A 23,509-nucleotide genomic window follows, 5' to 3' on the forward strand; every position below is an offset into this window, starting at 1 on the left:
GAGACAGTTTTAGTTTCGATCTGCCTTAAGGGCAGAGTTTCGAAACGGTCTCAGGACTTTGTGTGCGTGACTGTACCCGCCGTCAGGATGCGCAGCACCCTGATGGCTTCCTCGCCGCTGGTGCGCGGCTCGGCCCGCGTCTCGATACACTGGATAAAGTGCTCGAGCTCGCGCGTCAGCGGCATCCCCTGGCCGACCGCGACATAGGACGGCTCGTTGGTGGTGAAGGCCCACTGGCCGCTGTCCTGCCACACCGCGTGGCGGTAGACGGCCAGCTTGCGCTCCCAGGGCTCGACATCGTCGAACACCGCCATTGCCTTGGTGCCGACCACGGTCAGCCGCCGCTCGCGATAGGGATTGAGCCGCGAGGTGAAGAGATGGCTGCGCAGCCCGTTGGGAAAACGCATGTGCAGATGCGCGAAATCGCTGAGATTGTCGAGGAGTGCCGCCCCCTCGCCCCTGACCTCGATCGGCTCGGTGCCGGTGATGGCCAGGATCATCGACAGATCGTGCGGCGCCAGATCCCAAAGTGCGTCGTTCTCGGTGTGGAATTTGCCGAGGCCGAGCCGGTGCGAGTGGATGTAGCGGACCTCGCCGAGCTCGCCATTGTCGATCAGCGCCTTCAGCGTCTCGAAGGCGGGATGGAAGCGCAAGACATGGCCGACCATGAACACGCGGCCATTGTCCCTGGCCGCCTGCACGGCGCGTTCGGCGTCGGGCACGGTCAACGCAATCGGCTTTTCCACCAGCACGTCCTTGCCGGCCTCAGCGGCGCGCACGGCAAGATCGGCATGGAACTGCGGCGGCAGCGCCATGACGATGGCGTCGATATCATCACGCACGAACAGCTGGTCGGGCTCGATCGCCAGGCAGTCCTGCTCGCTGGCAAAGCCTTCGGCCCGCGCCCGATTGGCATCGGAAACCGCATGCAGCGCGCCGAGCGCCTTGAGGGTGCGGATGTGGTTGCTGCCCCAGTATCCGCAACCGAGGACTGCAATGCGCGGCTTCATCAGCTTCAAACTCTAATTTCTTGGCCGAGACATAGCGGCGTGCCCCGTCGAACTCAACCCCGGTGGCTTACCGGAGATGCCAGCCCGGCAAAGCTTTTACCGGCGACAATATGCCGGCGCCCCTCGCGCATCGATGCTTGACAGGCTCGCCCTCCCAACCTTATATCCGCGCGACCTTGGCGAACGCCTCGAAATGCCTTTCGATTTAAGGCGGATTTCGGGCCTTTCGCCGCCCTGGCGGGGTAGCTCAGTTGGTTAGAGCACGGGAATCATAATCCTGGGGTCGGGGGTTCAAGTCCCTCTCCCGCTACCAGTCATCCTTTCGAACGCAAAAAACGTAATAAAATCAATAGGCCGTGTTGGCGTTGTGTCCCGATACGTCCCAATGCATCCCTTGATGTGGAGTCAAATGTGGGTATGTTGGCCCGATCGCGACTCCACACTCTAGTAGGTTCCATCTTGCCGCTGACGGATATCCAGTGCCGCAATGCCAAGCCCAAGCCTGACGGCTCACCCGTGAAGCTCGCCGATGGCGGCGGACTGTTCCTGGCCGTTACGGCAGCGGGCGGCAAATACTGGCGAATGAACTACCGCTTTGAGGGCAAGCAGAAACTGCTTTCCATGGGCGAGTACCCTGCCACGTCGCTTGCGGATGCCCGCGCCCTGCTGCTGAGCAACAAGCGACTACTCAAGGCGAACAAAGACCCTGCCCTGCACAAGGCAGACGCGGCGACAGGTGGCCCTGATGCCTTCGAGACCGTGGCTCGCGAATGGCTCGAAGCGCAGAAGGAAGCATGGGTGCCCGAGCACTGGCAGCGCGTACTGAGCCGCTTCGAGAAGGACGTGTTTCCGGTCATTGGCAAGATGCGGTTGCGCGACATCGGCGCACCGAAAATCCTTGAGGTTCTGCGAGCCGTGGAAGCCCGTGGAGCGCTCGACGTAACCAAGCGCATCCGCCAGTCGATCGGCGCCGTGTTCCGCCTGGGCATAGCCACCGGGCGGGCCGACAACAACCCGGCAGCCGATCTGGTCGACGCGCTCAAGGTGCGGCCGAGAGTCAAACACATGGCCGCGCTCGATGCTGACGACATCGGCGAATTCCTGGGCAAGCTGAAGGGCTACGACGGCGAGCGGCAGACGCGTCTGAGCATTGAACTGATCATGCACACGATGCTGCGGACAAACGAGTTGCGTTTCGGCACCTGGTCCGAGATCAAGGGCGACCATTGGTTGATAAGTGGAGAGCGGATGAAGATGTCCCGCGACCACAAGGTTCCGCTCACCAAGCAGAGCCTGCGCCTTCTCGCCGAGTTGAAGACGATCGCGGGAGATTCGGAATGGATCGTGCCCGGCGTCGGCGGCGACAAGCCGATCAGTCAGAACACCATGATCTTCGCGCTCTATCGCCTCGGCTACCACAGCCGCCTGACGATCCACGGTTTCCGCTCTACGGCGTCGACCATCCTGAACGAGTCTGGACTGTGGACGGCCGATGCAATCGAGCGGCAGCTTGCCCACGTCCACGGCGACAAGGTTCGCTCGGCCTACAATAGGTCTGAATATTGGGCCGAGCGAGTGAGAATGATGACCTGGTGGAGCGACTACCTGACGGAACGAGAGTCGAACGACCTGTCGACGCTGCTTGGCTAAAGTCCGAGCTTGCTTCGGATGTCCGTTACAGCCTCTCCGCAAAGGACGTGATCGCCTTGAAGTGTGCAGTGTCGGCGAGGCGAACCTCGTAGGCACCGGGCTTTCGAGAGCCCACCTTCTCAATGGTCGCCCAATCCAGTTCATAAATCGAAACCTGAAAGTTAGGCAGCGGGATGACGCCAAGCACGATCGCGTTAGCGCTCGCCTCATGCGGCACAACAAAGTAGCCGCCGCGCTCGCCGATGAGGGCGCTTACATGAAAGCGGTAGTGGGCGCCGCGAATGATCGCGTAAAGGTTGATCTTGCTCGCCTTCGCCAGTTCGTCGCCATCTTCGGGGAAGGAGGGATGCCCACCGCCGATCTGGATGAAGCCGGCGACGACATTCACCGCGCCGCCCGCCACGACGTTATGGTTTTTGCGCTGAGTTTCAGAGAACTCGGGCGACTTGCCCGTGACCAGCCAGCCTTCATCGACCTTGAGTATCTGAGCCAGTGCGTGCTGCGGCTGCCGGCGCGGCAAGGTCTCGCCAGCGAACCATTTGCGGACGGTCTCATTTGCAACATGGACATCGTGCATCGCCAGTTGCTCGACAAACCAACCTAGTCGGCCGAAGTTCAGCGGCGGCACGTCAGGGTGTCCGTCACAAGCCTGCTCCAGGCGTCGTCCAAACTCAGGGTGCGCTATTTCTTTCAATGGTTTCTCCTTCTTCAAATGTGCTCTTTCGGTCCTCGCTCCCAAAAGTCTCTGTCCGCCGACATCTGAGTCGAGAAATGTGCACATTTAAAGTGAAAGTCAAGTGCGCAGCGTGAAATTCCTGATAATCCGATCCTGAGTCGCGTCTCTCTCGTTTAGAATAGTTAACGCTCGCTCATCGTAAGTGCCCTCGGCAATGATAGGATAAATGAGAACTTGCTCAGTTTGTCCTGGTCGCGGCAAGCGCATGTTGGCCTGCAACCAAAGCTCAAGTGAGAATGTGAGCCCATACCAAGCCGCGAGATGGCCACCGTACTGTAGATTGGTGCCATGTCCAATCGATGCCGGATGCGCTAGACCTAGCCGAATTCTGTTTTTATTCCAATCGGTTACGAAATCCTTCGACTCGTTCGCCACGACGGCGTGAGGATAACGTTTTCTAATAGCGTCCTTGTCGAACTTGAAACCGTAGAAAACTAGAAGGTTTTCACCCTGCGACGACTCAATTAGCTCGTCTAGTGCGTCCATTTTCGCGTCGTGGATGTGCACGACGGATCGGTCTTCTTTGTACATATGACCGTTGGCGAACTGCAGGAGCTTGTTCGCCAGCACGCCGTTTGACACCGCTTCGACATCGTGAGGTTCACTGTAAAGTGTTTTTTCAAATTCACGATAATCTCGCATTGCCCGTTCAGGCAGACGCACTTTCATGGGGACGAATTGCGCGTCGTCGCAGATTTTCTCCTGCGGGATCGTGACCAAGATGTCGCGCAGCAGGTCGAGGATTTCTTCCTCGGCGTTGGCCTTGGGCTCGATCGTCTTGCTGTATTCGTTCCTGTCGAACCACTTCGCTTCGAAGGCACTCTTGTCGCGGCCGAGCCGCTGCCCCTGATCGAGCAGATACGCCTGGCCCCACAGGTCGATAAGTCCCTTCGGAGCCGGCGTGCCGGTCAACTCGATGACGCGGCTAATCTTTCGCCGGGCAGTCGTCATGATTCCGAAGCGAGTCTGATTTCCGCCTGCCCGCACCTTGTAGACAATCTTGCCTTCCGCCGTGACGGTCTTCACCTTGGTCGGCTTGGTGCGCGCCTCACCGCTTTTCATGCGTGAGGATTCGTCGATCACGACGCAATCCCAATACCAGTTGTTGACCGTGCGGATGTGCTGCGCGAGCCAGGGCAGGTTCTCAAAATTGATGGTGGTGATTTCGGCCCGACGTTTGATCGCGGCGGCGCGTTCTTCCGGCTCGCCCACAGCCACGGCGTAGGAGAGCGCGCGTGTGTGCTGCCATGCTTCGATCTCGTCGGGCCACGTGTTGGCCGCGACAAAGCGGGGAGCGATCACGAGGACGTGGTGGACCTCGAAGCGGCTCAGCAGGTCGTAGAGCCCGTCCAGCGTGGCGCCGGTCTTGCCGCTACCCATGCCGCTGATGATGAGCTTTGCGGGATCGCCCTTGACGATCCGAGAGATGATGCGCTGCGCGTTGCGCAGATCGGAGCGAGGGCGAACGATGGCGTTCATACGAGCGGCATCTGGTCTTTCAGGAAGGCGATCGTGTCCTCGGCCGTGTAGAAGACATGCACCTTCACGCCGACTTCGGCGTAGCGCTCAAATTCTTCCTTTTGGCCCGCCGATAGCTTGCCGTCGCGCGAGGGCGTCTTGCCCTTACGCTTCATCTCGATCAGGAACAGGTGGCCGTAGCCTGCGAACAGGCGATCGGGGCAACTTTTACGGCCGATGTACTGCATTTTGCGGACCATCCAGCCATGGTTTTCGGCCCAGGCCACGGCGTCCAGTTCTTCGTTCTGCTCGATGCGGCGCGGCGTGAAGTCGAAGTCGTCCAGTACCCTCATGCTGTCGCCTCACGGCCGGCGATCACCGCTTCCATATGGCGGATACGAATTCTGCACCCGTTCAGCTTGTGGTGCCAGAAATCCGGGCCGTAGCGGTTCATCCTGTCGGCAAGAGTCGCTTCCCATTTGCGCAGGGATGCAATTCGCCGCCGCAGTTCATCAGTAGGCTGGTATTTGGCGTCGCTCATGCCGCCGTGCTCCACAGTGCGTAGAAAATGAATCGGTTGGCCTTGGTGATGCGGATCGGCTTTCGCGGTGCCACCTTCGGGCCATAGTAGCCAAGGTCGCTCAAGATGCTCTCGGTCTCGGCGATGTAGCGGGCGTAATCCACGTCCTCTGGAAACTCATCCGGCAGCCTCATGCACTCAACAGCGCCGTCAGATTTCGGGATTTTCTTGAAATTGCCCGTCGAGGCGTGCGCCTCGGCTTCCAGAATGGGCTCACCATCCACGCCCCAATAATAGCGAACGGTTTTGCCCAAATAGTCGCCCCGCCAGGTCGCACCCTTGGCGGCCTTGATCACGGTGACAAACTGCGTCATGTCGCGGCAGGCACGGATCGTTTCTTCAACTGGTGTGCCATCCTTGATGAGCGCCAGCGCCGCGTCAGAGCAGATCGTCATTTGCGGGTTTTTCATCAACTGCCCGCGCACCGGATCAAAGTCCGATTTGTGCGTATTCCAAGGATTGCCGATCGGCCCTTTTCGCTTGTGCCCGCCATCCGGCTTGATGGCGAAATAGGCGTTCACCGACGCGTTGTAGATCGATTTGTATTCGCCGAACTCAAGGTCGAATCCGGTGTCGATTTCCCACTGCGCACAGACTTCTTGGAGCCGGCTCGGGTTGAGGCGGTCCTTCGCGATGCCGGCGAACATCTCGCGCGGGCAGCGGAACAGCACACCATCGGTGTTGCCACTGACGACGGCGATGTCTGCTTCCAAGGCGCGTTCGATCAGCATGAGGACTGCCAACTGGCAGGTGAGCGTTACGGATAGCAGCAGGTGTGGCGCATAGAGGATGCTGTAGCGGCTGCCGAGCTTCCCATAGACGCCGTTCAACTGAATCTTGCCGCCCTTGTCTCTGACCTGACATTCGAGCAATTCCTTTTCCAGTGCCGCTTTGCGGTCTGGATCGTTGACGCCTTTCAACTCATCGGTGATCGCCTTGGCGCGCTTCTTGGCAACAATGCGATCGTCTCGAATCGCTCGATAGGCGGTCAGAAACTCAGGGCCGAGCGCGGGCGGGTAGAGGCCCAACATGAGGATCGCGGCGGGATACTGTGAGGCAACGTCGGCGTCGATGAGCACGTTCGACTCATCGGAATGGGTCGCTCGGTTGCTCTCGGTGCTGTGAATGCCGCCGATGCCGAAGCTGTATGTCTCGCTGCCGAGCTTGATCGTGGCGCCGTCGCCATCCATCCACGCCGGGGCGATCGTCTTGCCTTCCGGGCCAACGGTGAACACGCTCTCGCGCACGCGGGCGAGCAGGTCTTGGAGGGCTGGCGTTTTGAACTGCACCCACGCCGGCACGGGATATTGGAACGTGGTGCCAGGCTTCGTCGGGTTCTTGAAGACCTTGCTGCCACTGATCTGCTCGACGCGCTTCTTGACGATCGCCTCACCGATCTGAGCGTCAGACTTCGACATAAAGTTCGTGTCGTGCCGAGCACTCAGGGCGCGCCGCAATTCAAGCGGCTCGGCCAGTGTTTTCCAGAGGTTTTCGGTAGCGTCGAGATCGGTGTGCAGACAATAGTTTCCGACAATCTCCATCTGCTCGGGCGTCAACACCAGGTCGGGCGGAAAAGGCAAGTCCTGCAACTGCTTGCCATGCATCCGGCCGTTCAGCGTCTTGAGGCTGGCAACGGCGTTCGGCTGCGGCTCGATCAGGTCGATGTGCTTCTGCTTGAGATCGTAAGGGATGCGGATGCCGAGAAGGTCTTCAACCTCCCACCACGGCACCCTGCCCTTGATGATGCTGTCCGACGCCGCTTTCAACTTCTCGTTGGTCACTTCCTCGCCGAGCGAATACCAGAGCATCGGCAAGTCGTATGAGAGGCTGTTGAAGCCCACGGTCGTGTGCCGCAGGAGCACGTTGCGCACGTAGTCGCGGTCGTAGGTTGGCTTGCGGCTGCTGTACTCGACGCCGACGCGCTTGCCGTCTTCCTGCCGCTTAAAACCGACGTAGAAGAAGCCGTGGTAGCACTCGATATCGGTAAAGATCGTGCTCAAACCAGCAAGTCCTTATCCTGGGTCGGTGGCACGACTTCCCAACGATAACCTGCCCTTGTCGGCCCCCACCCGAGCCCTGAGTTGAGGATCGTGAGCACGTCGTCTTCTGTGAGGATACCTGCCTCGGCGAGGCGGCCGACCATCAGCCGCAAGGCGACGGCCTGTGCCTGCGGATGCTCGACATCGAGCGCGTTGCGCAACGCATCCGCGAGCGTCATGCCGGGATCGATGGTGTAGTCGTCGTCGGGGCAAGTGCGATATTTCGTGCTCATCTGCGGATCACACCAGCAACTCATCGAAGGACGGCGGCTGAGCGCATTCCTGCTTTGCGATGTCGCCGTAGAGGACCGCCTGAAACAGCGCGATCCGGTCATCCTTGACCATGAGATTTAGACGCTTGCAGACGTGCGTAGCGGCGCGGTGCCGGCGCGCGAAATCAGAGTTGGCGGTCACGATCAGGTTGATGTCATCACGGCGCCACGACATGAATTCGTTCGCGGCCATCTGATAGTGCTCGGTGCCTTCCCACCGAAAGCCAGCTTCTGCGAGCAGGCTGACGATGCGCGACACGCTGTCTTCCCGGCCGCTTGGCATTTCCACCAAGTAGTCTTCGTCCGTGTCGGTTGGCGCAGGATTGCAGGTCACGCGGGAGCCGCAGGGCTCGACCAGGCAAGAGGCCGCAAGAAGATCGTCATAGAGCACCGTGTCGGCGAATGGGCATCGTTTCATGAGAGTTTCCCGTTAAACGTGAAAGAGACGGCGGCCGAAGCCGCCGCCAGTTGCCGGGATCAGGTCAACAGATCGTCGTCGTCGGACTTGGACGACTTCGAGCTAGAGCCTGTGTTGGACGGGCCGTCATCGAAGCTGTCGTCAGCTTCCAGCGTGTCGAAGTCGTCGTCATCCACGTAGATGCCGCCGCCGCCGAGCCGTTCACCCACCTGCCGCGAGCGGATAGATTCCACCGAGCAGGTGATGCGCGGCGTGCCGCCGTTTTCGGTGCCGTACCAGGAAATGATCACATCGGAGTAGGTTCCGTTGTAGACCACATCCAGGATTTCGCTGACTTCGATGATGCGCTTGTTCCTGTCACGCATCTGCGGACGCTTCAAGCCGCCGCCCGGCCCCTTGGCGCTAACGACGAGGTTGCCCGCGTAGCCTTTGTAGATTTCGCCGGCTTCATTCTTGAACCGATCGCCCTTCTTAAACGACAGGTTGTCGGGCTTGTCGTCCCACAGCGTCTTCCACCAGTCCTCGGAACGCTTGAATTCACGCCCGGCAGCCTTCATCGCGGAGATGCAGGCGGCCTTGTTGCTGGCGAAATCCGGCGAGTCGGTTTCCAGGATGAAGTTGGCACCGTGCTTCGGCTTCGCGTTCGGGTCTTTGTTCTTCTTCGGCAGAGACGCGGTATGCAGCGACTCGGCAAAAGAAGTCCGAACGTTTGTCAGCGTGACCGTTCGGCCCGTCTTGTCTTTCTCATTTACTTTGCCCATGGCACTCAGTTCCTTCGGTATCTCGGTTGCTTGGTTTCTCAGGGGTCTAGGTCGTCGAAATCATCTTCCCACCGGACCAGTGCCGGGCGTTGATGATCTTCTGGCACCAGTTTTGGCTTGCCTGGTGGACGGTCCAGAATCTTTTGCAGGTCGGCCCATGTGTCGGGGTGCCCTGCCTTTTTCCTGCCCGGCTTGACGAGCCTTTCGATCTCGCCAATGCCGATGAGTTCGCGCGGCTTGTAAGCCTTGTCGCCGAGGGCGGCTGTCAGAAGCGCCTCGGCCTTTTTCGTGTCCTTGAAGCGCCGGTCGCCCAAGTCGCCTTCGACTGCCTTGGAGCCCGGATCGGGCTTGCCGTTGAGCGCCGCGAGCAAAGACTCTTCGTGCAATTCGGCCAGGCGTGCGCGGATATCGGATGCATTTTGCACGACGAGCCAACGGCGAGCGCCGACGAGATTTTGCCCTTCGTAGCCGGGAAGTTTGAATGTCGGGCAGGCGTCGGCGGCCATCTCCATCAGCCAGCGGTCGCGCGGTGCACAGCCGCCTGGTGCTTGTCGCACTTCGCACCAGCGGCAGGCTTTGTGGCTCGGCTTGAACTCGACATCGCCGGCAACGATTTTGGCGTAGACAGCCTTCATTTCCTCGCCGAATGCGAGCAATTCGTCGAGCGTGATGTCCCAATATTTCATGCCGCCAGCGCGCGGCTGGTCGATGTTGAGTACGATCCTCTCGACGCGCGGGCGGCCGAGGAAGTGCCACATTCCGAGCCCGTAAAGGCGCAACTGTTTGTTGCCTATTGCGTCGACAGAGACGCCGGCCCCGTATTTCAAATCGGAAATGTAGAGGGTATCGAGTTCGATGATGTCGATGCTCAGCCAGCCGGTGTCGCAGGTGCCGAACTGGTCGGGTAGCCACGGCGTCAGATCGACCTTGATCTCGACATGAGGGTTGCTGGTGTGCTCGCGGACCCAATCGATGCCGGGCTGCAAGTGGCCGGCCATCTCGTCGTCAACGACATAGGTGAAGCCGTCAGCGCTGATCGTGGCGCCGACGAAGCTCTGCGGATCGAGACCGAACGCCAGACACATCTCGCGGACTTCATGCGCAACGGTGCCTTCGGCGGACCACTCCGAAGCGTCACGGTCGACGATCTCGCCGTCACCGCGCAGCTTGTCGATCAGAGCCACCGACGCAGTGCAGGTGCTCCAACGATCGCAGCCAGACGGCGAGAGACGGGCATGTGCGGTCACGCGAAAACTTCCATCACGATCTCCCACAGGTCCGCGTCGCTCATGACGGCGTGGCGCACGAAATCGTTGTCTGGCTTCCGGCCGATCGGGCAGAGGACGCGGACGGGAATGTTGCGATGCTCGCCCTTCAGCATCAGCGTCGCGGTGGGCTGGTTCACGAAGGTCTCGTGGATCATCCCGGCAGGCAGCCGGTAGCTTTCGCCTGCCGGCACCACTTGCGCGTGATAGGGCGTCAGTCGCACCGGATCGCCGAGCGGAACTAGAACGGTGTCCTGGCCCTCGCGCGCCTGTGGCGTATAAACGTCATGCGTTACAGGCTGCGCCTTCGCCGGATATGCCTGGTAGGTCGCGTTGACCATCGCTCCGCGCAGCACGAAGCTGTAGAAATCGAAGCGATGGTCGTGAAGCTGCGTGGCCACATTCTGGCGCGGGATCGCGGTATGACCCCACACATTGACCCGCTTGTTGTCAGGCAGGTCGATCTGAATGAAGCCGTTACCGTGGACCCGGATGCCCGAGCCCTGCGCACGCAGTTCATCGAAGGTGATCATCACAACGCTTTCCAAATGAGCGACAACCAGATCGGCATGGCCAAGGCAATGATCAGCCACGGCGCCACCCGATCAATCCACGCGCGCGGGTCGGGAATGTGATCCGAGCCGACCGTTGGCTTGTAGTAGCTCGGCCGCCTCACGGCCGATTCTCCATGTCGCCATCGGCCGTAAACGGCCCGACGAAGCTGACTTCGGGGTGGCCCCACTGCCTGCCGGTGGCCTTGTCAAAAAGACCGTTCGGCGTCGAGAACTGATGGGGCGTCTCGACCAGTATCTCGGTCGTGAATTTGCCCGCATCGTTTTTGACGATCAGGTGGCGGTAGGGTGGGAAGCCGGCGAGCATCACCGACCTGCCAGGGCGCCGAACTGATATTTCAACTGATCGAACGGGATGCCCGAGAGATCAGCCTTCTTGCTGCAGACGAGCTTCTGCCGATCGGATTCGGCCGTAGCACAGGCGGCACGGATCAGCCGCTTGCGCTGACCTCGTGTCATGCCATTCGAGTAGACGCGAGGCTTTCTCGCAGGTGTGCGAAAGCCACGACCACCGCGCATCAGTGCCAAGGCGGCCTTGCGAGCCATGAAGGCGCCGCTACCCTGGCCGAGCGGATTGCCCAAGCTCTCGCCAATCTCGCGAGCCATGATCTTTCCGAAGATCGACTTGCCAAAAATGGATTTGTCGAAAACCACCGATTTTCCGAAAACGTTCACTGCTGTCTCCTTCTGTTTGAGGCGCTTGAGAAGCGAGCGGGAGGCCGCAGGGGGTCGGCCATCATCCGAGGGCTTGGGAGGGATTGCCTCGGAGCCCGCTCGCTACTGAAGCGCCTCCCGGCAGCGCGCCGGGAGGGCCTGCAACAGGCGGCTGGATCAGAGGTCCAGGTCGTCGTCAGCCTTCTTCGCTGCCGGCTCGGTCAGAGCGCCCTTCGCCTTGAGGCCGGCGAGGTTTTTCTTGAACAGGTCGATCGCGTCTTCCTTGATGTTGGCGACATCCGGCTTGGCGTCGGCGGGCAGATCGGCCCTCTTGATCTTCTCGTGGTTCAGCAGCGCGACGACCTTCACCTTGCGCGCGTCGCGTTCCTCGGGCCGGTCGATCTCGCTGAGATATTCCGCGATCGAGTCCTTGATGCCCTCGTAGGGGTTCGTGCGATTTTCAGGGTCGGTCGAAATCTGACCCTTGCCGGCGTCGGCACCCTTCGCTTCGTCCTTCTTGGCCTCATCCTTCTTCGGCTCACTGGCCTTGCCCTTGCCGCTGGCGGCGACGGCGGCCGTAACCTTCTCGACGGCATCGGTGCGGAGGGAGAGCAGGTCTTTGGTAGCGCCCAACAGGGCTTCGGTCATTGCGGTGTTGGCTTTCAGGGCCGCCGTGTGTTCGGCGAGTGCAGCTTCAAGGCTCATGGTGTCTCCTAGACGGGTTGAATATCACGCTAAACGTGAATGCACCCACTTAAAGCACGTCCAAAATCACGTTTCAAGCCCTATGTGCAATAATTTCACGTTTAACTTGATTTTGGATCGCTGCACGTCTAAGGTCGATGAAATCCAACCAATAGGGGACACGATGGAACTCCACACCATTAACCCGGAGCCCAACAAGATCGGGCGCCCGAACAAGTGCGACACCGACCTTCTCTACGATACGCCGCTCTACAAGGTCCTGGTGGCCAAGTTGCCCACCGAGTTCCTGAAAGGTGGGCGAATCGACACCCTGGCGCTCTGTAAAGGCACAGGCAACGCGCGCTTCACCGTCTATCGCTGGTTCAAGGAACAGCGCCTGTCGCCAAAGGCCGCGAAAAGCCTGCGTGGTTTGTCGGATGCGACGAAGGAGCCCGAGAAGAAGGGCGCACTCACCAAAGACGACCTGATTCCCTTCCTCGACATCTGATTCCCGCAGGGGAAGGCGTAAAATGGCAAGTGCTCCCACGCTCGACAGCGTGCTTGATTCCGTCCGTCCGCTTATTGAGGCCGGCGCGTCGCTCCATTGGCTAGTGCCGTTCGAGAAACGGCCTATCGAAACGGCCTGGACCAAAGCTCCCGTGCAAACGGAAGCCTCGCTGCGCGCGAGCTACCGCAACAACGCCAACATCGGTATCCGGCTCGGTGAGCCGTCGAAGACCGAGGCAGGCTACCTTCACGTTCTCGACCTGGACATTCGCAAACCGGAATTCGCTGCCGAGGCATGGGGCGTCGTCCTATCGCTTTGGCCTGGCGCGCGCTCGCTGCCATCGGTCATCAGCGGTTCGGGCGGCGAGAGCCGTCACCTGTACTTCCTTACCGATCAGCCTTTGCGCAAGAAGACCCTCGCTCAGTCGACGGGCTTCGAGAAGCTGTGGGACGATCGGCAGCAGAAGTTCGTCGTCAAGCGCGACTGGATGATCGACCTGTTCGGCACTGGCGTCCAAGTCGTGCTGCCGCCCTCGATCCACCCTGACACCAAACTGCCCTATCGTTGGGAACGGCCGCTCGATCTCGACATGATCGGTTTCGGTGTCGGCCCGATCATCCCCGCCGCGACCATCGAGACCTGGAACGTTCAAAGCTCCGTCGTTGAGGCAGGCGACGAGGAAGACGAGCTATTCGATCTTTTCCGCTCGGAACCGATGGACCTGGACGCCGCGCAGATCAGCGACATCCTCAAGCACATCCCCAATGACGGCGGCGGCGCCCACTACGACGACTATGTTCAGGTCGGCATGGCGCTGCACCACCAGTTCCAAGGCACCAACCAGGGCTTCGAGCGGTGGTGCGATTGGGCGAGGCAGTCCGAGAAATTCGATGCGAAGAACGCGGCCGTTCGCTGGCGATCGTTCAGTCAGGACTCGAAGAATCCCGTCCGCATGGCGACGCTGATCCAGATATCGCAAACCAACAAGCTCAAGGCCGACTTCGACTTCGATATCGACGATGGCTTCAGCGCGCCGGCCCTCATCCCTGCCAAGGGTGACACCGATCTCTCCGATTTGCTCAGCGTCAGTGCGACCGATCTTTCTGATTTGCTCGGTGATGCTCCCGCCCGCCCTGCCGCGAAAGCGGCAATAAACGACACTGTTGATCCTGACTGGCTGAGCAAATTGCATCGCAACGAGGAAGGCGAGCTAAAGAGCACCCTGCCCAACGTTGCGCTGATCGTCGACAACGATTCTCGGGTGCGTTCAAGCGCCGCCTACAACGAATTTGCTCAGGAAGTGGTGCTTAAGCTGCCGCCGAGGCGCATCAAAAAGAGGCGCGAGTCCTCGCACGATCCGGTCAACCTTGTGGGCCGCCTGTGGGAGGTCAACGACACTCTGAACGGCGACAACTGGACGGACGACCACGATGCCGCTATCCGCTCGCTGATTGAGAGCAAAACGCAGTTGACGGGGTATGGCATCAAGGTCTCCGACCGCGATCTCAAGGCCGCCATCGGCATGTCGGCGCAGAAGCGCCGCTTTCACCCGATCAAAGACCTGCTCTCGTCCGTGACATGGGATGGCATCTGCAGAGCGGAAACCCTGTTCATTGACTACCTCGGCTGCATCGACAACGACTACAACCGCCAGGCGTCCCTGATGATGCTGGTAGGCGCCGTGGCTCGAGTCTTCCGGCCCGGCCACAAGTTCGATTTCGTGCCCATCCTCGAAGGCGTCCAAGGCAAGGGCAAATCCACCTTCATCGAAATCCTTGCCTTGCACTGGTATAACGAACTCACAGGCGACATCAGCGACCCGAAGCAGATGGTCGAACTGATGCAGGGCTCATGGATACTCGAACTCGGTGAGCTTTCTTCCATGGCGCGTGCCGAGGTCAACGACCTAAAGGCGTTCGTCAGCCGCAAGGAAGACAAGGTGCGCTTGGCATGGGAGAAGCGAGCCAGGGACTTCCCTCGGCAGTGCATCTTCATCGGCTCGACGAACGACCGAGAGTACCTGCGAGATATGACGGGCGGCCGGCGCTTTTGGCCAATCGTTTGTATGCTTGAAGGCCAGATCGACAACCCGAAACTGCGCCGCGAGGTCATGCAGATTTGGGCCGAAGCCGTTGCCATCTACCACGCCATGTCAGCCAAGCACGGGACCGCAGAACTCCCGCTGCATCTGACCGACGCCGCCGCAGCCACGGCCGTAGTGATGCAGGAGAGCCGCCGCGTTGAGACCAGTGAGGAAATGCTTGCCGGGCAAATCCACGCCTGGTTGGAGCAGCCGATCGGCACCAGCGACGACTTCGACGACCTGGACCCGGATGCTCCTAAGAGCTACCGCGATGAGACCTGTATTGCGCAGATTTGGCAGGAAATGTTGGGCCGCGACGGCTCCGTTCCTCACACCGAAGCCATGAAGATCGGGAAGGCCATGCTGATCGTCGGCTGGCCTCGCACCGAAGGCCCCGTGACCGCGCGAAAAATCAACGACAAATACGGCAAATGCCGCGTCTACATCAGACCCGGAGTTGCGTTCTAATAGATCATCGTTTCCTGAGTAACTGACCCGCTTCGGCGGGTTTTTCTTTGAAGATCGACAGGGAACGATGATCGCCTGTATTCAACTTGAGAAAGTGCGACGTATCTCATTTCCCCGCCGCGCTCACCCTTCTCACACCCTCCCACCCTGTTTCCATATAGTTTAAACTGGCGGCACCACCACGGTGGCTAGGCGGATGCCGGGTTTCTGCTGTTACCTTCTTCTTATAACTATTCTATTTTAGGGTGAGAAGGGTGAGAAGGTGAGAGAGTATTGATTTCATTGGACTTTTTTGCTCACCTAGCCTTCGAACAGGGTGAGACCAGGTGAGAAGCTGTTTCACTGCGCCAAAATCAACCACAATCGGGTTAATCATGAGCAATGCTCACATTCAAACTCGTTTCGTTGTGCAGAATTTCAAATCTCGCGTGAATCGCGCTCAGTGCCTCCCGCCACCCGGCGACCCGTCGAGGAAGGACCCAAAGCCATCATGTCATTGATTTCATTGCGTTTTTCGGTCTAGCGGCAACGCGGACACAATCGATCATGCATCCTATCGCATGTGCTAACCAATTGAATTCATTATGCAAATGTGTTCAATCGCCTTCCATGCGTCATGCATAGGGCAGCGCTGCAGCGTGTCAACGTGATGAATTCATTAGATAAAGACCGATTGAACCTATCGCATTTGCTACATGCGACCATGCCACGGTCAGCCCGGCCTAGCTGCCACGGGCAAAGGCGCTGCAGTGGATAGGACCTAGACCGGCGACGGGCTGCCCGAGACCTGCAGCACGGCAGCGCCTGGCAACATCGACCACGGCAGCGCCTGGCAGCACATCGAGCACGGCAGCCCCTGGCAGCACATCGAGCACGGCAGCGCCTTTGAATGCGTCCTGTTAATCAGCAGGGCGGCAGCACGGCAGCGCCTGGTAGCACATCGAGCACGGCAGCACGGCAGCGCCTGGTAGCACATCGAGCATGGCAGCACGGCAGCGCCTGGTAGCATCGAGCACGGCAGCGCCTAGCACGCTGGCAAGCCCGAGCGGCGACGGCATGGCCATGGAAGGAATCCCGCGTGCGCACGTGAGACCGGCAGCGCCTGCCGCAAAATAGCGTTTGACTCGTTGGCTAGTTTCACGTTTAATGTGAAAGTCACTAGGAAACGGGATTAGAGCAAATGGCACGCAAGGCACGTCGCACCATCGAACGGAACCGGCAGCGGCGCCTTGCCATGCTCGGCAATGTCGCCATTGGCGCCGCAATGCTGATAGGCGCGGCAGGCTTCATGGCATGGGCGGCAGCCTTCGGCGCCATGCTCTAATCGACTTCACAAGCAAACAGGACAAATCGCTATGGCCACTCCTATCAACACGACAAACGACATAGACGCGGCGCGCGAGTTCACGGGCTCAATGCGCGAGATGGTAGACCTTGCCGCCGCGTTGCTCGCAGACGGCAGCATTGAAAGCTATTCCTTCAACAGCAATTCGAAGCGTGTCCGCGTCATGGGAGTCCGCCTGCCCGGTGGCGCATGGGGCTATCTGGCGCCGGAAGCGCCTTTGCAATTCGATGCTGCCCGCAAGCCGCACCGCGACGGGCTGCCCGCTACCATAGTCGAGAAAATGAACGCGGTTTTCTACGCACGCCGCACCGCTGGTTTGAACGTGCAGTTTGTTCGCTCGACTGACGGGCAGATTGATGAATGGTCTTTTGCAAACGCGGAACAGCGCGACTCGTTCGTTGCCTCGCTCATTCGCCAGAATATTCGCTTCGCCATTTCCCACTAGGAGTCGAGATCATGAGCACAATTCAGGAAAAAATTAAGCTTGCGCGCGAATTCGGCAGCATGATGCAAGCTGAGCTTTCGCCGCGCCAATTCCGCGCCATGTGCGACGCAAACAAAGCCGAGCCGGAAGACTCTGGCATTTGCCATTCGCACGACTATGTCGACGCAAACATGGTTATGCTTGCCGCGTTTCAAGAAACATTCGGCCGCGAGCCGTTCTTTCTGAACAATCCAAAAGACACGATTGATTTAGAAGTTTGGAACGACGCGTGGGCGATTGCCAAAGCGGCCGATTTCTTCGCTTAGATCATAGTTTCACTTTCAACGGGAGATTCACCAATGCTTGCAAAGCTAGCCGCTGCCATGGTTGCCACGTTCGCGGGCAGCGTGGCGCTTGCCTATTCTATCCCTGCCGAGCCCGAGACGGCGCCGCGCTTCGAAGTGCGAGTCGCGACATATGACGGGCAGCTTTTCATTGCGGGCAGCGGCGACGATTGCCGCTCAGCTTGGCAAGGCGCGAAAGTGCCAAAAGGCTGGCAATCGATCGAATGCGTCGACGCCACGGCGCCGCGCGGCTTCACCTTCAAATTTCACTTTTAACGGGACAATCACCATGGAACGCGAACACGCGAAAAACCTTGTCGCACTGGCACGCCACGCATGGCTAAACGGCTTTGTGATAACGGCCGATGTTTACATGCGGCAGGCGCTACGTTGCGCAAACCGGCTGCAGGATAGCAGCGCCAAAGCGCAGATTTTCACCATTCGAAACAAGATGCGGCCGCACGTCGCGGCAGCGCTCAGCCCGTCGCCGGCAGGAGTCTAGACCATGTTTTCACTCTACCAGTTGAAGCGCGAAAGCGTGCTTTTCGGCTTCCGTCTCAAGATCGGCCTTTATGTCGATTGCGAAAGGAAAGAGGCACATTTCAGCATGTCGGTCGACGGCCGCATTGCGCCTAAAACCTGGAATGATCCGCGCTGGTTTGAAGTCGATAGCCCGAGCAAAGCCGAAACCTGGTTTCGCGGAATCGACATGGATTCCATTGCTGAGCGGCTTTGGCTTGAAAAGCGCGCCGCTGCCGCTGCCGCCTAAATCCCGAGATCACACAAGGAGTCATGAAAATGGAAAATATGCTTTTGAACGGTTTTCGCTTCTATCGCCAAAGCACGCGACTCGGCGCCGCTGCCGCACTGGCAAAAGCCCGGCAATGTGTCGCCGCGTATCATGACGCAATCGCGCAAGGCTATAGCGAAGCAAAGGCGGCAAGGTCTCACTTGCGGCATCCGGTTGAGTCATATCCTGCCGTCTATTGGCAGCCGCGCGACCTGGACTCGCGTTCCTATGCGCGACGGGCTGAGCGGCTGGCATTCGTCCAGGATATCAGCGGCGCCGGCTTGCGCCACATTGGCAACGTTGAAGCCGATACGCCACGCGGCCGCATTTGGTCAAACCGCGAGTCGTGCGGCTGGTATACCGACGTCGACCAAAGCGCGACCATTTACGGAGTCGTCTATCAATTGCCCGGCCGCGACGGCACGGCGCGATTTGTTGCCGGCTATGCCAGCGCGGACGATTGCGACTCGCGGCCGACTCTCGACTTCGGCACGATCTATTCCGAAGATATGCGCGGCGACCGATACAACGAAAGCGCGGTCGACCTGGACGCTGCCCGAGACGCTGCCCGCGCGGCCGATAGCCTGGCGCAACACGCGGCCGAAGCTGAGCGGGAATATAACGCGGCATGGCAAGCCGGCAGCCAATTTGCCGAGCGTGCCGAGACCATAGCAGCCAATCGCAAAGCAGCGCTTGAATTGTTAGCCGAGCGGCGCCGCGCTGCCGTGGCAGGCAAAGGCGAAGCATTCAAGGCGATTTGCGGCGCCATTCGCGACAAGGTGGCGGCTTGCGTTGCCGAGATCGCTGAAGCCCGAGCCGAGCGCGACAAGCTCAAGGCCGGCGACGGTTTGGACGAATGGCTGCCCGGCTTCTCGACATATGACAAGCGGCTTCAATCGGCATTCAACGAAGGCGCTAACCATAACGTTTTTTCCATTTGACTCCCCGCCTAGTTTCACGTTTAATGTGAAAGTCACTTATGAAGGGGTCCAGGAAATGAGCCGTCACAACCGCAAGCCGAGCCGGGCAGCCATTCGCAAGCGTCGCGAGACGCTGCAGAAGATTGCGCTTTATCTCGGCGTAGCGGTTGTGCTGCCCGCTTCCGCCTTTCTCGCCTTCATTGTTGGCAGTGTGTTCTAGTTTCACGTTTTGCGTTCAAATCAACAAAAGGAGTCATAGCATGAAATACGAATCCCCCTTCCGGCGCGGCGACTTCGCGAACACGCCACGCGGCCGAATCCGTCGCGACACGCGGCGCAATGCAATCGCTGCCAAGCGCTATTGGCTGGAGTCTTGATCATGCGTACCCCTGACCAAATCGTTTCGGCCGAAGTTCACTATTGCGTGTCGTTTCTTATCTCGACACTTGCCGGTAGCGGCCATCGGCCAGCCGTTAGGCCTGACCTTGCCGACCTATGCGAGCAAGCCGCCGAGCTTTGCTATCCGATTCCTGATTGGGAAGAAGCAGCAACGCAGGCCGGCTGGACCGAAACGGCTACTCTCGGCGCCTTTGCTCACACGGACGGAAGCGCGTTTTCAATCGGCGGGAAAACTGACACGAAATGGGAATTGTTGTGCGCAACCTGCGAGATCGAGCCCTATGACCGCGAAGTGTTCGAGCATTGGATCGTGTCAGACTGGCTTGCCGACAAGCTGGAGGCGAAAGGCGAAAAGGTCGACCGTGATATCGGCGGCATGATCGTTTGGGCTCGCACGACTAGCGGGCAAGGCATAGCCAGCGACTCCGTGATTGAGACAATTGCAGCCGAGTTGAACGCTCAACACAGTTAACCGCTTTTTGGTTAATCATAGTTTCACTTTTAAAGGGGAAGTCACGCCATGCCAAACTATCAGGACAATGCGCCGCAAGGTTACATGGGCGATTGGTCACGCGGCGCGCCGCTTGGCCGCGCGTCACACAAGCCCGAGACCGAAACGGCCGAAGCTTTGGAAGGCAGCGCGCAACTAATGGAAGCTTACGCAAACCGGGCTGAGCGCAGGAAAGAGGATCGGCCGGCAGACGGTTTCAAGGCCTCATGTTGGCAGGCTGCGGCGGCCGATTTTCGAAATCGCGCGGCTGAGTATCGCGCGCGAATTCCAGCGGCAAAGGCAATGAAGGCATATGCGCCGAAGGTAACGCTGCAACGCGTGCGCCTGGACTCAGGCGGCTATGATCACTGCGGCACCTATTGGGGAATTGGTTCGCCGCTCTATTGGGCAGCGACCGACGACGGGCAGCTCGATGAAACCTTCCGGGCTGCCACGCGTGACGCTGCAAAAGCGCATGTCCGCGAAACCATTCCGGCCGCAACGTTCTATGGAGATTCCCCAATGATTCACACATTCAAGCGCGCGGACCTGGACGCGTTCAAGTCGACTTGGCCATGCCACGGGCTGCCCGACTCGCTCAATTCGCTAACGTTCGAATTCGGCAGCAATGGCGATTTGATCGATATTGAAGCCAAAGCCCGAAACGGCCGCTTGCTCGACTCGGCTGAATTCGACGGCGCCGCGATGGTCGCGCTTGCCGAAGATGCGGGCAAGCTTGCGGCGATTGCGCAAGAAGGCTTTTCAGCCGCTGAAAACGGCCGCAAATGGTGGCACAATCCCTATCTTTCCGGCAGTAAGGAATCCTATTCGTGGGATACTGGGCACGGCTATAGCCGTAAAAGCGTGCGCCGCGCATGACGATTCTAGCAATCGGCAGCGGCGCCGGAATCCCGCATCAATATCTAACTCGGCACGTTGGCATTTTCGGCGCCACGGGCTCGGGCAAGTCGACCACGCTAGGCGCTATAGCTGAGCGGGCGCCTTGCCCGGTTTTGATCCTGGACGCGAAAGGCGATTTGGCTTCACTCGGGCAGCATCTCATGCGGCCGGCAATGCGCGTCGACGCCATGGGCGCCGATTTGATCGCACGCGCGCTAGACCTGAGCGAAGCGCAAGCCGGCGCCTTGCAAATCGCCTTTGCATGGGCGGAAGATTCCGGCCGAGCCGTCGCCACGTTGGCAGATTTGCGCGCCTTGCTTAACCAGGCGCTGCAGCACGATCTAACGGCCGCTTATGGCTTGATTTCTCCCGTTTCCGTCGCGGCCGTCCAGCGCGCGCTATTGCGCCTAGAACGCGGCGCGCCATGGGTCTTTCAAGACTCGCGCCATGATCCGCGCGACACGCAAGGAATCACGGTTTACGCGGCTGCCGAGCTAACGCGGCTGCCCGGCCTTTATGGCGCCTTTGTAGCTCATACGCTGGAAACGCTATATTCCGGGCTCGGCGAAGTCGGCGACGTGGCAGCGCCTGGACTCATGGTCCTAATCGACGAGTCGCACCTTGTGTTTGACGGCGCCACGGCTGCCGTAACGCGTCGCATCGAGCAAATCACGCGACTCATTCGATCGAAAGGAGTCGGGCTGATCTATGTCACGCAATCCCCTTCGGACCTGCCACACATTATCGCCGGGCAGCTTGCCACGCGGATTCAGCACGCATTGCGCGCGTCGACGCCATATCACCACAAAGCCTTGAAAGCGGCAGCCGAGACAATGCCCGGCAATATCAGCCCGGCAAGCATTCTCGGGCTGGCAACCGGGCAAGCCATTGTAAGCGTGCCGGATGCAAGCGGCGCGCCGCTACCAGGTCGAGTCGTTGCCGTCACGCGCGGCCGGCTGCCGATGCATTCGGTCGACTTGCCAGCGCCTAGCCTGCCACGGCAGCGCCTGGACGCGGGCAGCACGGCAGCGCCTAAACCTAAGCCCGAGCCCGTGGCGCGGCCGTGGTGGCATTGGCCGGCCGTTCTAGGCGCCGTCCTATGGGGACTCGTGGCGCTAGGATATGTGCCACATTAAGCTTTGAAGCCCGGCCGCCAGCCGGGCTTTTCTTTTGTCCGCGCGGCATGGCGTCAAATATAAATGCCGAGCGCTAAACACATGTCGCGAATCTCATTCGGATTTTCGATGCTAACGTTTTCAAATGAGAATGCCGCGCCGCGTTTCAATAGCAGTCCGCTAAATGGCGTCGCGCCGTTATAGCCTCCGAAGCCATTTTTCGCGTTGACCCTGCCGCAAACAAACTCCCCTGAACCTTTCTGGATTGAAAACACTAGTTCGAACCTGGCGCTTTCAGGGTCTTTTAATCTGCCGCGCACGCTGCTTTGAACCGCTTCCAGCCTATCCCCTGTAACGGGCAGCGCGGCCGGCTTGGCGCCTGCCGAGACGCAAAGCGAAATGCTTACGGCCGCGCCGAGTGTCGCCATGGTTGGCCATGTTTTGCGCATGGTTGCTAATCTCCCGTGCCGTTCCCATTGCCTGGCAATCTACGGCCGCACGTTCAACGGCACAAGTCGACCGCTGCCGAGCCGGTTAACGGCTGAGCGGCAGCGCCTGGACGGCTGAAAACGCGGCCGGCTGCTCAGTGTAATGTTATAACAAAACAGCTAGGAATTTCGTCCTGATCGACGATTCTACCGCGCGATTCACCCCTCGCCGGCCGGCGACCTGGCACCGCACCCCTCGCCCGGCCGGCAACTGTCGCCGCACCCCTCGGAGAAATAGACCTCGGAGAAATAGACCGACTCGGCCCCGGAGAAATACACACGGAATCCCCTCGGAGAAATCAGTCTGAGCGCTTCAGGATCGGAACAGTTTTTGACTCGCAATCGTAGCCGCCAGTGGTCGCGGTCTCGATGATCCGGCCGCCTTCGCGCAGCACGACATTCGACCAGGTGCGCTGCGTCAGCGCGGCCTCGAACGCGGCCTTAGCCACCACGAAGTTGTTCATCTCCCCTATCCGCTCGATCGTCTCGCCAGTCGCGGCGAGGGTTTCAATCAGGTAGCTGTAGTCGTAGATTTTCCGCGTGCCCATGACGATCCTCGATCGGAGTTTCGCCCCACCTGGATTTACACAAGCATGTTCCGCATTCGTTCTCAACCACCCTCGGAGAATTAGGGCACAGAGAAAATCGAAGCGCCTGATTATTTCACTTGACCGGCAGCACACATTCACGTTAAAAGTGAAATAGAACCAAGAGACGGAGATAGGCCATGGGCCAGTGGGGACAACCAATCGCATGCGAAGGCGTGACCTTCCTACCGCACCACAATACCGGCACCAACGCTTTCACGCCGATCGGCCCCGGCTCGAAAGTCGATCATGTGCAGGTGGTAGGCACTCGGTGCCCGAAGTGTGACATCCCTATTGACTTCGATTGGATCGAGTATGTAACGCGCGAAATCGCGGATCCTCTGCCGCGTCGCGAGCAGACCGGCGAAGTCATCGTCACTCTCACCTGCCACGGTGAGACCTGGCGCGTGTCAAACAAGCGTGGAAGGCTTCCCAAGGCATGACAACGGTTCTCACATTGTTGTCCGTCGCTGCGATCGGCCTGTACGCCTACATCGGCTTCGTGACCATCAGTCGCGTGCCACAAGCCAGCCCAATCGAAGACATCGC

Annotated in this window: 32 protein-coding genes and 1 tRNA gene; 16 read left to right on the forward strand and 17 right to left on the reverse strand. The window is 59.5% G+C overall.

The genetic code is table 11. The features are described from left to right. Positions 1–50: 50 nt before the first annotated feature. The gene (locus tag NKI96_RS10550) at positions 51–1,010 is read right to left on the reverse strand and encodes a Gfo/Idh/MocA family protein (protein WP_023669941.1); all 960 of its coding nucleotides are present in this window, start codon (positions 1,008–1,010) and stop codon (positions 51–53) included. Between the two features lie 236 nt (positions 1,011–1,246). Here NKI96_RS10550 and NKI96_RS10555 point away from each other — a divergent pair. After that, positions 1,247–1,323: transfer RNA gene (locus NKI96_RS10555), tRNA-Met, on the forward strand. A 104-nt stretch (positions 1,324–1,427) separates the two neighbouring features. Next, positions 1,428–2,660, forward strand: coding sequence for a tyrosine-type recombinase/integrase (locus tag NKI96_RS10560; protein ID WP_352804292.1), 1,233 nt, complete (start codon positions 1,428–1,430; stop codon positions 2,658–2,660). Between the two features lie 25 nt (positions 2,661–2,685). Here NKI96_RS10560 and NKI96_RS10565 read toward each other — a convergent pair whose 3' ends face one another. The 13 genes from NKI96_RS10565 to NKI96_RS10625 form a co-directional block, all read right to left on the reverse strand. After that, a complete protein-coding gene (locus tag NKI96_RS10565) occupies positions 2,686–3,372 on the reverse strand; it encodes a hypothetical protein (RefSeq protein WP_352804036.1) in 687 nt (228 codons plus the stop codon). Between the two features lie 81 nt (positions 3,373–3,453). Continuing rightward, entirely contained in the window at positions 3,454–4,875 is a 1,422-nt protein-coding gene (locus NKI96_RS10570) for an SNF2-related protein (RefSeq protein WP_352804039.1), read from the reverse strand. Beyond that, positions 4,872–5,207 carry a PDDEXK family nuclease gene (locus tag NKI96_RS10575; protein WP_352804042.1) on the reverse strand — a complete coding sequence of 112 codons (336 nt, stop codon included), beginning with the start codon at positions 5,205–5,207 and terminating at the stop codon, positions 4,872–4,874. The genes NKI96_RS10570 and NKI96_RS10575 overlap by 4 nt, the downstream gene beginning before the upstream one ends. Further along, entirely contained in the window at positions 5,204–5,395 is a 192-nt protein-coding gene (locus tag NKI96_RS10580; RefSeq protein ID WP_352804045.1) for a hypothetical protein, read from the reverse strand. Before NKI96_RS10580 ends, NKI96_RS10575 begins: the two co-directional genes overlap by 4 nt. Beyond that, positions 5,392–7,434 carry a hypothetical protein gene (locus tag NKI96_RS10585; RefSeq protein WP_352804048.1) on the reverse strand — a complete coding sequence of 681 codons (2,043 nt, stop codon included), beginning with the start codon at positions 7,432–7,434 and terminating at the stop codon, positions 5,392–5,394. Before NKI96_RS10585 ends, NKI96_RS10580 begins: the two co-directional genes overlap by 4 nt. Next, on the reverse strand, positions 7,431–7,706 hold the full coding sequence (locus NKI96_RS10590) for a hypothetical protein (protein WP_352804051.1): 276 nt from the start codon (positions 7,704–7,706) through the stop codon (positions 7,431–7,433). Before NKI96_RS10590 ends, NKI96_RS10585 begins: the two co-directional genes overlap by 4 nt. Before the next feature lie 7 nt (positions 7,707–7,713). After that, positions 7,714–8,163 carry a hypothetical protein gene (locus NKI96_RS10595; protein ID WP_352804054.1) on the reverse strand — a complete coding sequence of 150 codons (450 nt, stop codon included), beginning with the start codon at positions 8,161–8,163 and terminating at the stop codon, positions 7,714–7,716. A 59-nt stretch (positions 8,164–8,222) separates the two neighbouring features. Then, positions 8,223–8,924, reverse strand: a complete 702-nt coding sequence (locus tag NKI96_RS10600) for an ssDNA-binding protein (RefSeq protein WP_352804057.1) — start codon at positions 8,922–8,924, stop codon at positions 8,223–8,225. Positions 8,925–8,962: 38 nt separating this feature from the next. Further along, a complete protein-coding gene (locus tag NKI96_RS10605) occupies positions 8,963–10,171 on the reverse strand; it encodes a DUF2800 domain-containing protein (RefSeq protein ID WP_352804059.1) in 1,209 nt (402 codons plus the stop codon). Continuing rightward, positions 10,168–10,722: a hypothetical protein gene (locus NKI96_RS10610; protein ID WP_352804062.1), complete on the reverse strand. Its 555-nt coding sequence runs from the start codon at positions 10,720–10,722 to the stop codon at positions 10,168–10,170. Before NKI96_RS10610 ends, NKI96_RS10605 begins: the two co-directional genes overlap by 4 nt. Positions 10,723–10,861: 139 nt before the next feature. Continuing rightward, positions 10,862–11,068, reverse strand: a complete 207-nt coding sequence (locus NKI96_RS10615; protein ID WP_352804065.1) for a hypothetical protein — start codon at positions 11,066–11,068, stop codon at positions 10,862–10,864. Beyond that, on the reverse strand, positions 11,068–11,436 hold the full coding sequence (locus tag NKI96_RS10620) for a hypothetical protein (RefSeq protein WP_352804067.1): 369 nt from the start codon (positions 11,434–11,436) through the stop codon (positions 11,068–11,070). Before NKI96_RS10620 ends, NKI96_RS10615 begins: the two co-directional genes overlap by 1 nt. A gap of 156 nt (positions 11,437–11,592) precedes the next feature. Next, positions 11,593–12,120, reverse strand: a complete 528-nt coding sequence (locus NKI96_RS10625) for a hypothetical protein (protein WP_352804070.1) — start codon at positions 12,118–12,120, stop codon at positions 11,593–11,595. Positions 12,121–12,283: 163 nt separating this feature from the next. On the opposite strand from NKI96_RS10625, the gene NKI96_RS10630 reads away from it, so the two are divergent. Then, on the forward strand, positions 12,284–12,607 hold the full coding sequence (locus NKI96_RS10630; protein ID WP_352804071.1) for a hypothetical protein: 324 nt from the start codon (positions 12,284–12,286) through the stop codon (positions 12,605–12,607). 22 nt (positions 12,608–12,629) lie between these two features. Continuing rightward, complete coding sequence (locus NKI96_RS10635; protein WP_352804074.1) at positions 12,630–15,158, forward strand: VapE domain-containing protein; 2,529 nt, start codon at positions 12,630–12,632, stop codon at positions 15,156–15,158. Positions 15,159–16,057: 899 nt separating this feature from the next. Here NKI96_RS10635 and NKI96_RS10640 read toward each other — a convergent pair. After that, positions 16,058–16,222, reverse strand: coding sequence for a hypothetical protein (locus NKI96_RS10640; RefSeq protein ID WP_352804077.1), 165 nt, complete (start codon positions 16,220–16,222; stop codon positions 16,058–16,060). Positions 16,223–16,338: 116 nt separating this feature from the next. Between NKI96_RS10640 and NKI96_RS10645 the strand changes: the two genes are divergently transcribed. From NKI96_RS10645 to NKI96_RS10695, 11 genes are all read left to right on the forward strand, one after another. Then, positions 16,339–16,482 carry a hypothetical protein gene (locus tag NKI96_RS10645; RefSeq protein WP_352804080.1) on the forward strand — a complete coding sequence of 48 codons (144 nt, stop codon included), beginning with the start codon at positions 16,339–16,341 and terminating at the stop codon, positions 16,480–16,482. Positions 16,483–16,513: 31 nt separating this feature from the next. Further along, positions 16,514–16,948, forward strand: a complete 435-nt coding sequence (locus NKI96_RS10650) for a hypothetical protein (RefSeq protein WP_352804083.1) — start codon at positions 16,514–16,516, stop codon at positions 16,946–16,948. 11 nt (positions 16,949–16,959) lie between these two features. Beyond that, positions 16,960–17,253: a hypothetical protein gene (locus tag NKI96_RS10655; protein ID WP_352804086.1), complete on the forward strand. Its 294-nt coding sequence runs from the start codon at positions 16,960–16,962 to the stop codon at positions 17,251–17,253. A gap of 33 nt (positions 17,254–17,286) precedes the next feature. After that, on the forward strand, positions 17,287–17,547 hold the full coding sequence (locus NKI96_RS10660) for a hypothetical protein (protein WP_352804089.1): 261 nt from the start codon (positions 17,287–17,289) through the stop codon (positions 17,545–17,547). Positions 17,548–17,560: 13 nt separating this feature from the next. Beyond that, positions 17,561–17,773: a hypothetical protein gene (locus NKI96_RS10665; protein ID WP_352804092.1), complete on the forward strand. Its 213-nt coding sequence runs from the start codon at positions 17,561–17,563 to the stop codon at positions 17,771–17,773. Positions 17,774–17,809: 36 nt separating this feature from the next. Next, complete coding sequence (locus NKI96_RS10670; protein WP_352804095.1) at positions 17,810–18,040, forward strand: hypothetical protein; 231 nt, start codon at positions 17,810–17,812, stop codon at positions 18,038–18,040. 29 nt (positions 18,041–18,069) lie between these two features. After that, on the forward strand, positions 18,070–19,002 hold the full coding sequence (locus NKI96_RS10675) for a hypothetical protein (protein ID WP_352804098.1): 933 nt from the start codon (positions 18,070–18,072) through the stop codon (positions 19,000–19,002). Positions 19,003–19,057: 55 nt separating this feature from the next. Beyond that, positions 19,058–19,201 (forward strand): hypothetical protein, encoded by a 144-nt coding sequence (locus NKI96_RS10680; RefSeq protein ID WP_352804101.1) that lies wholly within the window; start codon positions 19,058–19,060, stop codon positions 19,199–19,201. Positions 19,202–19,360: 159 nt separating this feature from the next. Next, the gene (locus NKI96_RS10685) at positions 19,361–19,852 is read left to right on the forward strand and encodes a hypothetical protein (protein WP_352804104.1); all 492 of its coding nucleotides are present in this window, start codon (positions 19,361–19,363) and stop codon (positions 19,850–19,852) included. Positions 19,853–19,900: 48 nt separating this feature from the next. Beyond that, the gene (locus NKI96_RS10690) at positions 19,901–20,749 is read left to right on the forward strand and encodes a hypothetical protein (protein WP_352804107.1); all 849 of its coding nucleotides are present in this window, start codon (positions 19,901–19,903) and stop codon (positions 20,747–20,749) included. Beyond that, on the forward strand, positions 20,746–21,906 hold the full coding sequence (locus NKI96_RS10695) for a helicase HerA-like domain-containing protein (RefSeq protein ID WP_352804110.1): 1,161 nt from the start codon (positions 20,746–20,748) through the stop codon (positions 21,904–21,906). The genes NKI96_RS10690 and NKI96_RS10695 overlap by 4 nt, the downstream gene beginning before the upstream one ends. Before the next feature lie 53 nt (positions 21,907–21,959). Here NKI96_RS10695 and NKI96_RS10700 read toward each other — a convergent pair whose 3' ends face one another. Beyond that, positions 21,960–22,334, reverse strand: a complete 375-nt coding sequence (locus NKI96_RS10700; protein WP_352804113.1) for a hypothetical protein — start codon at positions 22,332–22,334, stop codon at positions 21,960–21,962. 338 nt (positions 22,335–22,672) lie between these two features. Continuing rightward, the gene (locus NKI96_RS10705) at positions 22,673–22,921 is read right to left on the reverse strand and encodes a hypothetical protein (protein WP_352804115.1); all 249 of its coding nucleotides are present in this window, start codon (positions 22,919–22,921) and stop codon (positions 22,673–22,675) included. Positions 22,922–23,100: 179 nt separating this feature from the next. Between NKI96_RS10705 and NKI96_RS10710 the strand changes: the two genes are divergently transcribed. Beyond that, positions 23,101–23,403 carry a hypothetical protein gene (locus NKI96_RS10710; RefSeq protein ID WP_352804118.1) on the forward strand — a complete coding sequence of 101 codons (303 nt, stop codon included), beginning with the start codon at positions 23,101–23,103 and terminating at the stop codon, positions 23,401–23,403. Positions 23,404–23,509: the final 106 nt, after the last annotated feature.

This window comes from Mesorhizobium sp. M0292 (genome assembly GCF_040321695.1).
GTDB lineage: Bacteria > Pseudomonadota > Alphaproteobacteria > Rhizobiales > Rhizobiaceae > Mesorhizobium.

Coding starts and splice junctions, on each gene's coding strand:
- NKI96_RS10700 (WP_352804113.1), bottom strand. CDS start 22,334: ATGCGCAAAACATGGCCAACCATGGCGACACTCGGCGCGGCCGTAAGC.
- NKI96_RS10665 (WP_352804092.1), top strand. CDS start 17,561: ATGGAACGCGAACACGCGAAAAACCTTGTCGCACTGGCACGCCACGCA.
- NKI96_RS10615 (WP_352804065.1), bottom strand. CDS start 11,068: ATGCTCGCCGGCTTCCCACCCTACCGCCACCTGATCGTCAAAAACGAT.
- NKI96_RS10610 (WP_352804062.1), bottom strand. CDS start 10,722: ATGATCACCTTCGATGAACTGCGTGCGCAGGGCTCGGGCATCCGGGTC.
- NKI96_RS10655 (WP_352804086.1), top strand. CDS start 16,960: ATGAGCACAATTCAGGAAAAAATTAAGCTTGCGCGCGAATTCGGCAGC.
- NKI96_RS10710 (WP_352804118.1), top strand. CDS start 23,101: ATGGGCCAGTGGGGACAACCAATCGCATGCGAAGGCGTGACCTTCCTA.
- NKI96_RS10575 (WP_352804042.1), bottom strand. CDS start 5,207: ATGAGGGTACTGGACGACTTCGACTTCACGCCGCGCCGCATCGAGCAG.
- NKI96_RS10590 (WP_352804051.1), bottom strand. CDS start 7,706: ATGAGCACGAAATATCGCACTTGCCCCGACGACGACTACACCATCGAT.
- NKI96_RS10595 (WP_352804054.1), bottom strand. CDS start 8,163: ATGAAACGATGCCCATTCGCCGACACGGTGCTCTATGACGATCTTCTT.
- NKI96_RS10675 (WP_352804098.1), top strand. CDS start 18,070: ATGGAAAATATGCTTTTGAACGGTTTTCGCTTCTATCGCCAAAGCACG.
- NKI96_RS10645 (WP_352804080.1), top strand. CDS start 16,339: ATGGCACGCAAGGCACGTCGCACCATCGAACGGAACCGGCAGCGGCGC.
- NKI96_RS10625 (WP_352804070.1), bottom strand. CDS start 12,120: ATGAGCCTTGAAGCTGCACTCGCCGAACACACGGCGGCCCTGAAAGCC.
- NKI96_RS10650 (WP_352804083.1), top strand. CDS start 16,514: ATGGCCACTCCTATCAACACGACAAACGACATAGACGCGGCGCGCGAG.
- NKI96_RS10685 (WP_352804104.1), top strand. CDS start 19,361: ATGCGTACCCCTGACCAAATCGTTTCGGCCGAAGTTCACTATTGCGTG.
- NKI96_RS10640 (WP_352804077.1), bottom strand. CDS start 16,222: ATGGCCATGCCGTCGCCGCTCGGGCTTGCCAGCGTGCTAGGCGCTGCC.
- NKI96_RS10560 (WP_352804292.1), top strand. CDS start 1,428: ATGTTGGCCCGATCGCGACTCCACACTCTAGTAGGTTCCATCTTGCCG.
- NKI96_RS10695 (WP_352804110.1), top strand. CDS start 20,746: ATGACGATTCTAGCAATCGGCAGCGGCGCCGGAATCCCGCATCAATAT.
- NKI96_RS10550 (WP_023669941.1), bottom strand. CDS start 1,010: ATGAAGCCGCGCATTGCAGTCCTCGGTTGCGGATACTGGGGCAGCAAC.
- NKI96_RS10680 (WP_352804101.1), top strand. CDS start 19,058: ATGAGCCGTCACAACCGCAAGCCGAGCCGGGCAGCCATTCGCAAGCGT.
- NKI96_RS10580 (WP_352804045.1), bottom strand. CDS start 5,395: ATGAGCGACGCCAAATACCAGCCTACTGATGAACTGCGGCGGCGAATT.
- NKI96_RS10660 (WP_352804089.1), top strand. CDS start 17,287: ATGCTTGCAAAGCTAGCCGCTGCCATGGTTGCCACGTTCGCGGGCAGC.
- NKI96_RS10690 (WP_352804107.1), top strand. CDS start 19,901: ATGCCAAACTATCAGGACAATGCGCCGCAAGGTTACATGGGCGATTGG.
- NKI96_RS10600 (WP_352804057.1), bottom strand. CDS start 8,924: ATGGGCAAAGTAAATGAGAAAGACAAGACGGGCCGAACGGTCACGCTG.
- NKI96_RS10630 (WP_352804071.1), top strand. CDS start 12,284: ATGGAACTCCACACCATTAACCCGGAGCCCAACAAGATCGGGCGCCCG.
- NKI96_RS10570 (WP_352804039.1), bottom strand. CDS start 4,875: ATGAACGCCATCGTTCGCCCTCGCTCCGATCTGCGCAACGCGCAGCGC.
- NKI96_RS10635 (WP_352804074.1), top strand. CDS start 12,630: ATGGCAAGTGCTCCCACGCTCGACAGCGTGCTTGATTCCGTCCGTCCG.
- NKI96_RS10705 (WP_352804115.1), bottom strand. CDS start 22,921: ATGGGCACGCGGAAAATCTACGACTACAGCTACCTGATTGAAACCCTC.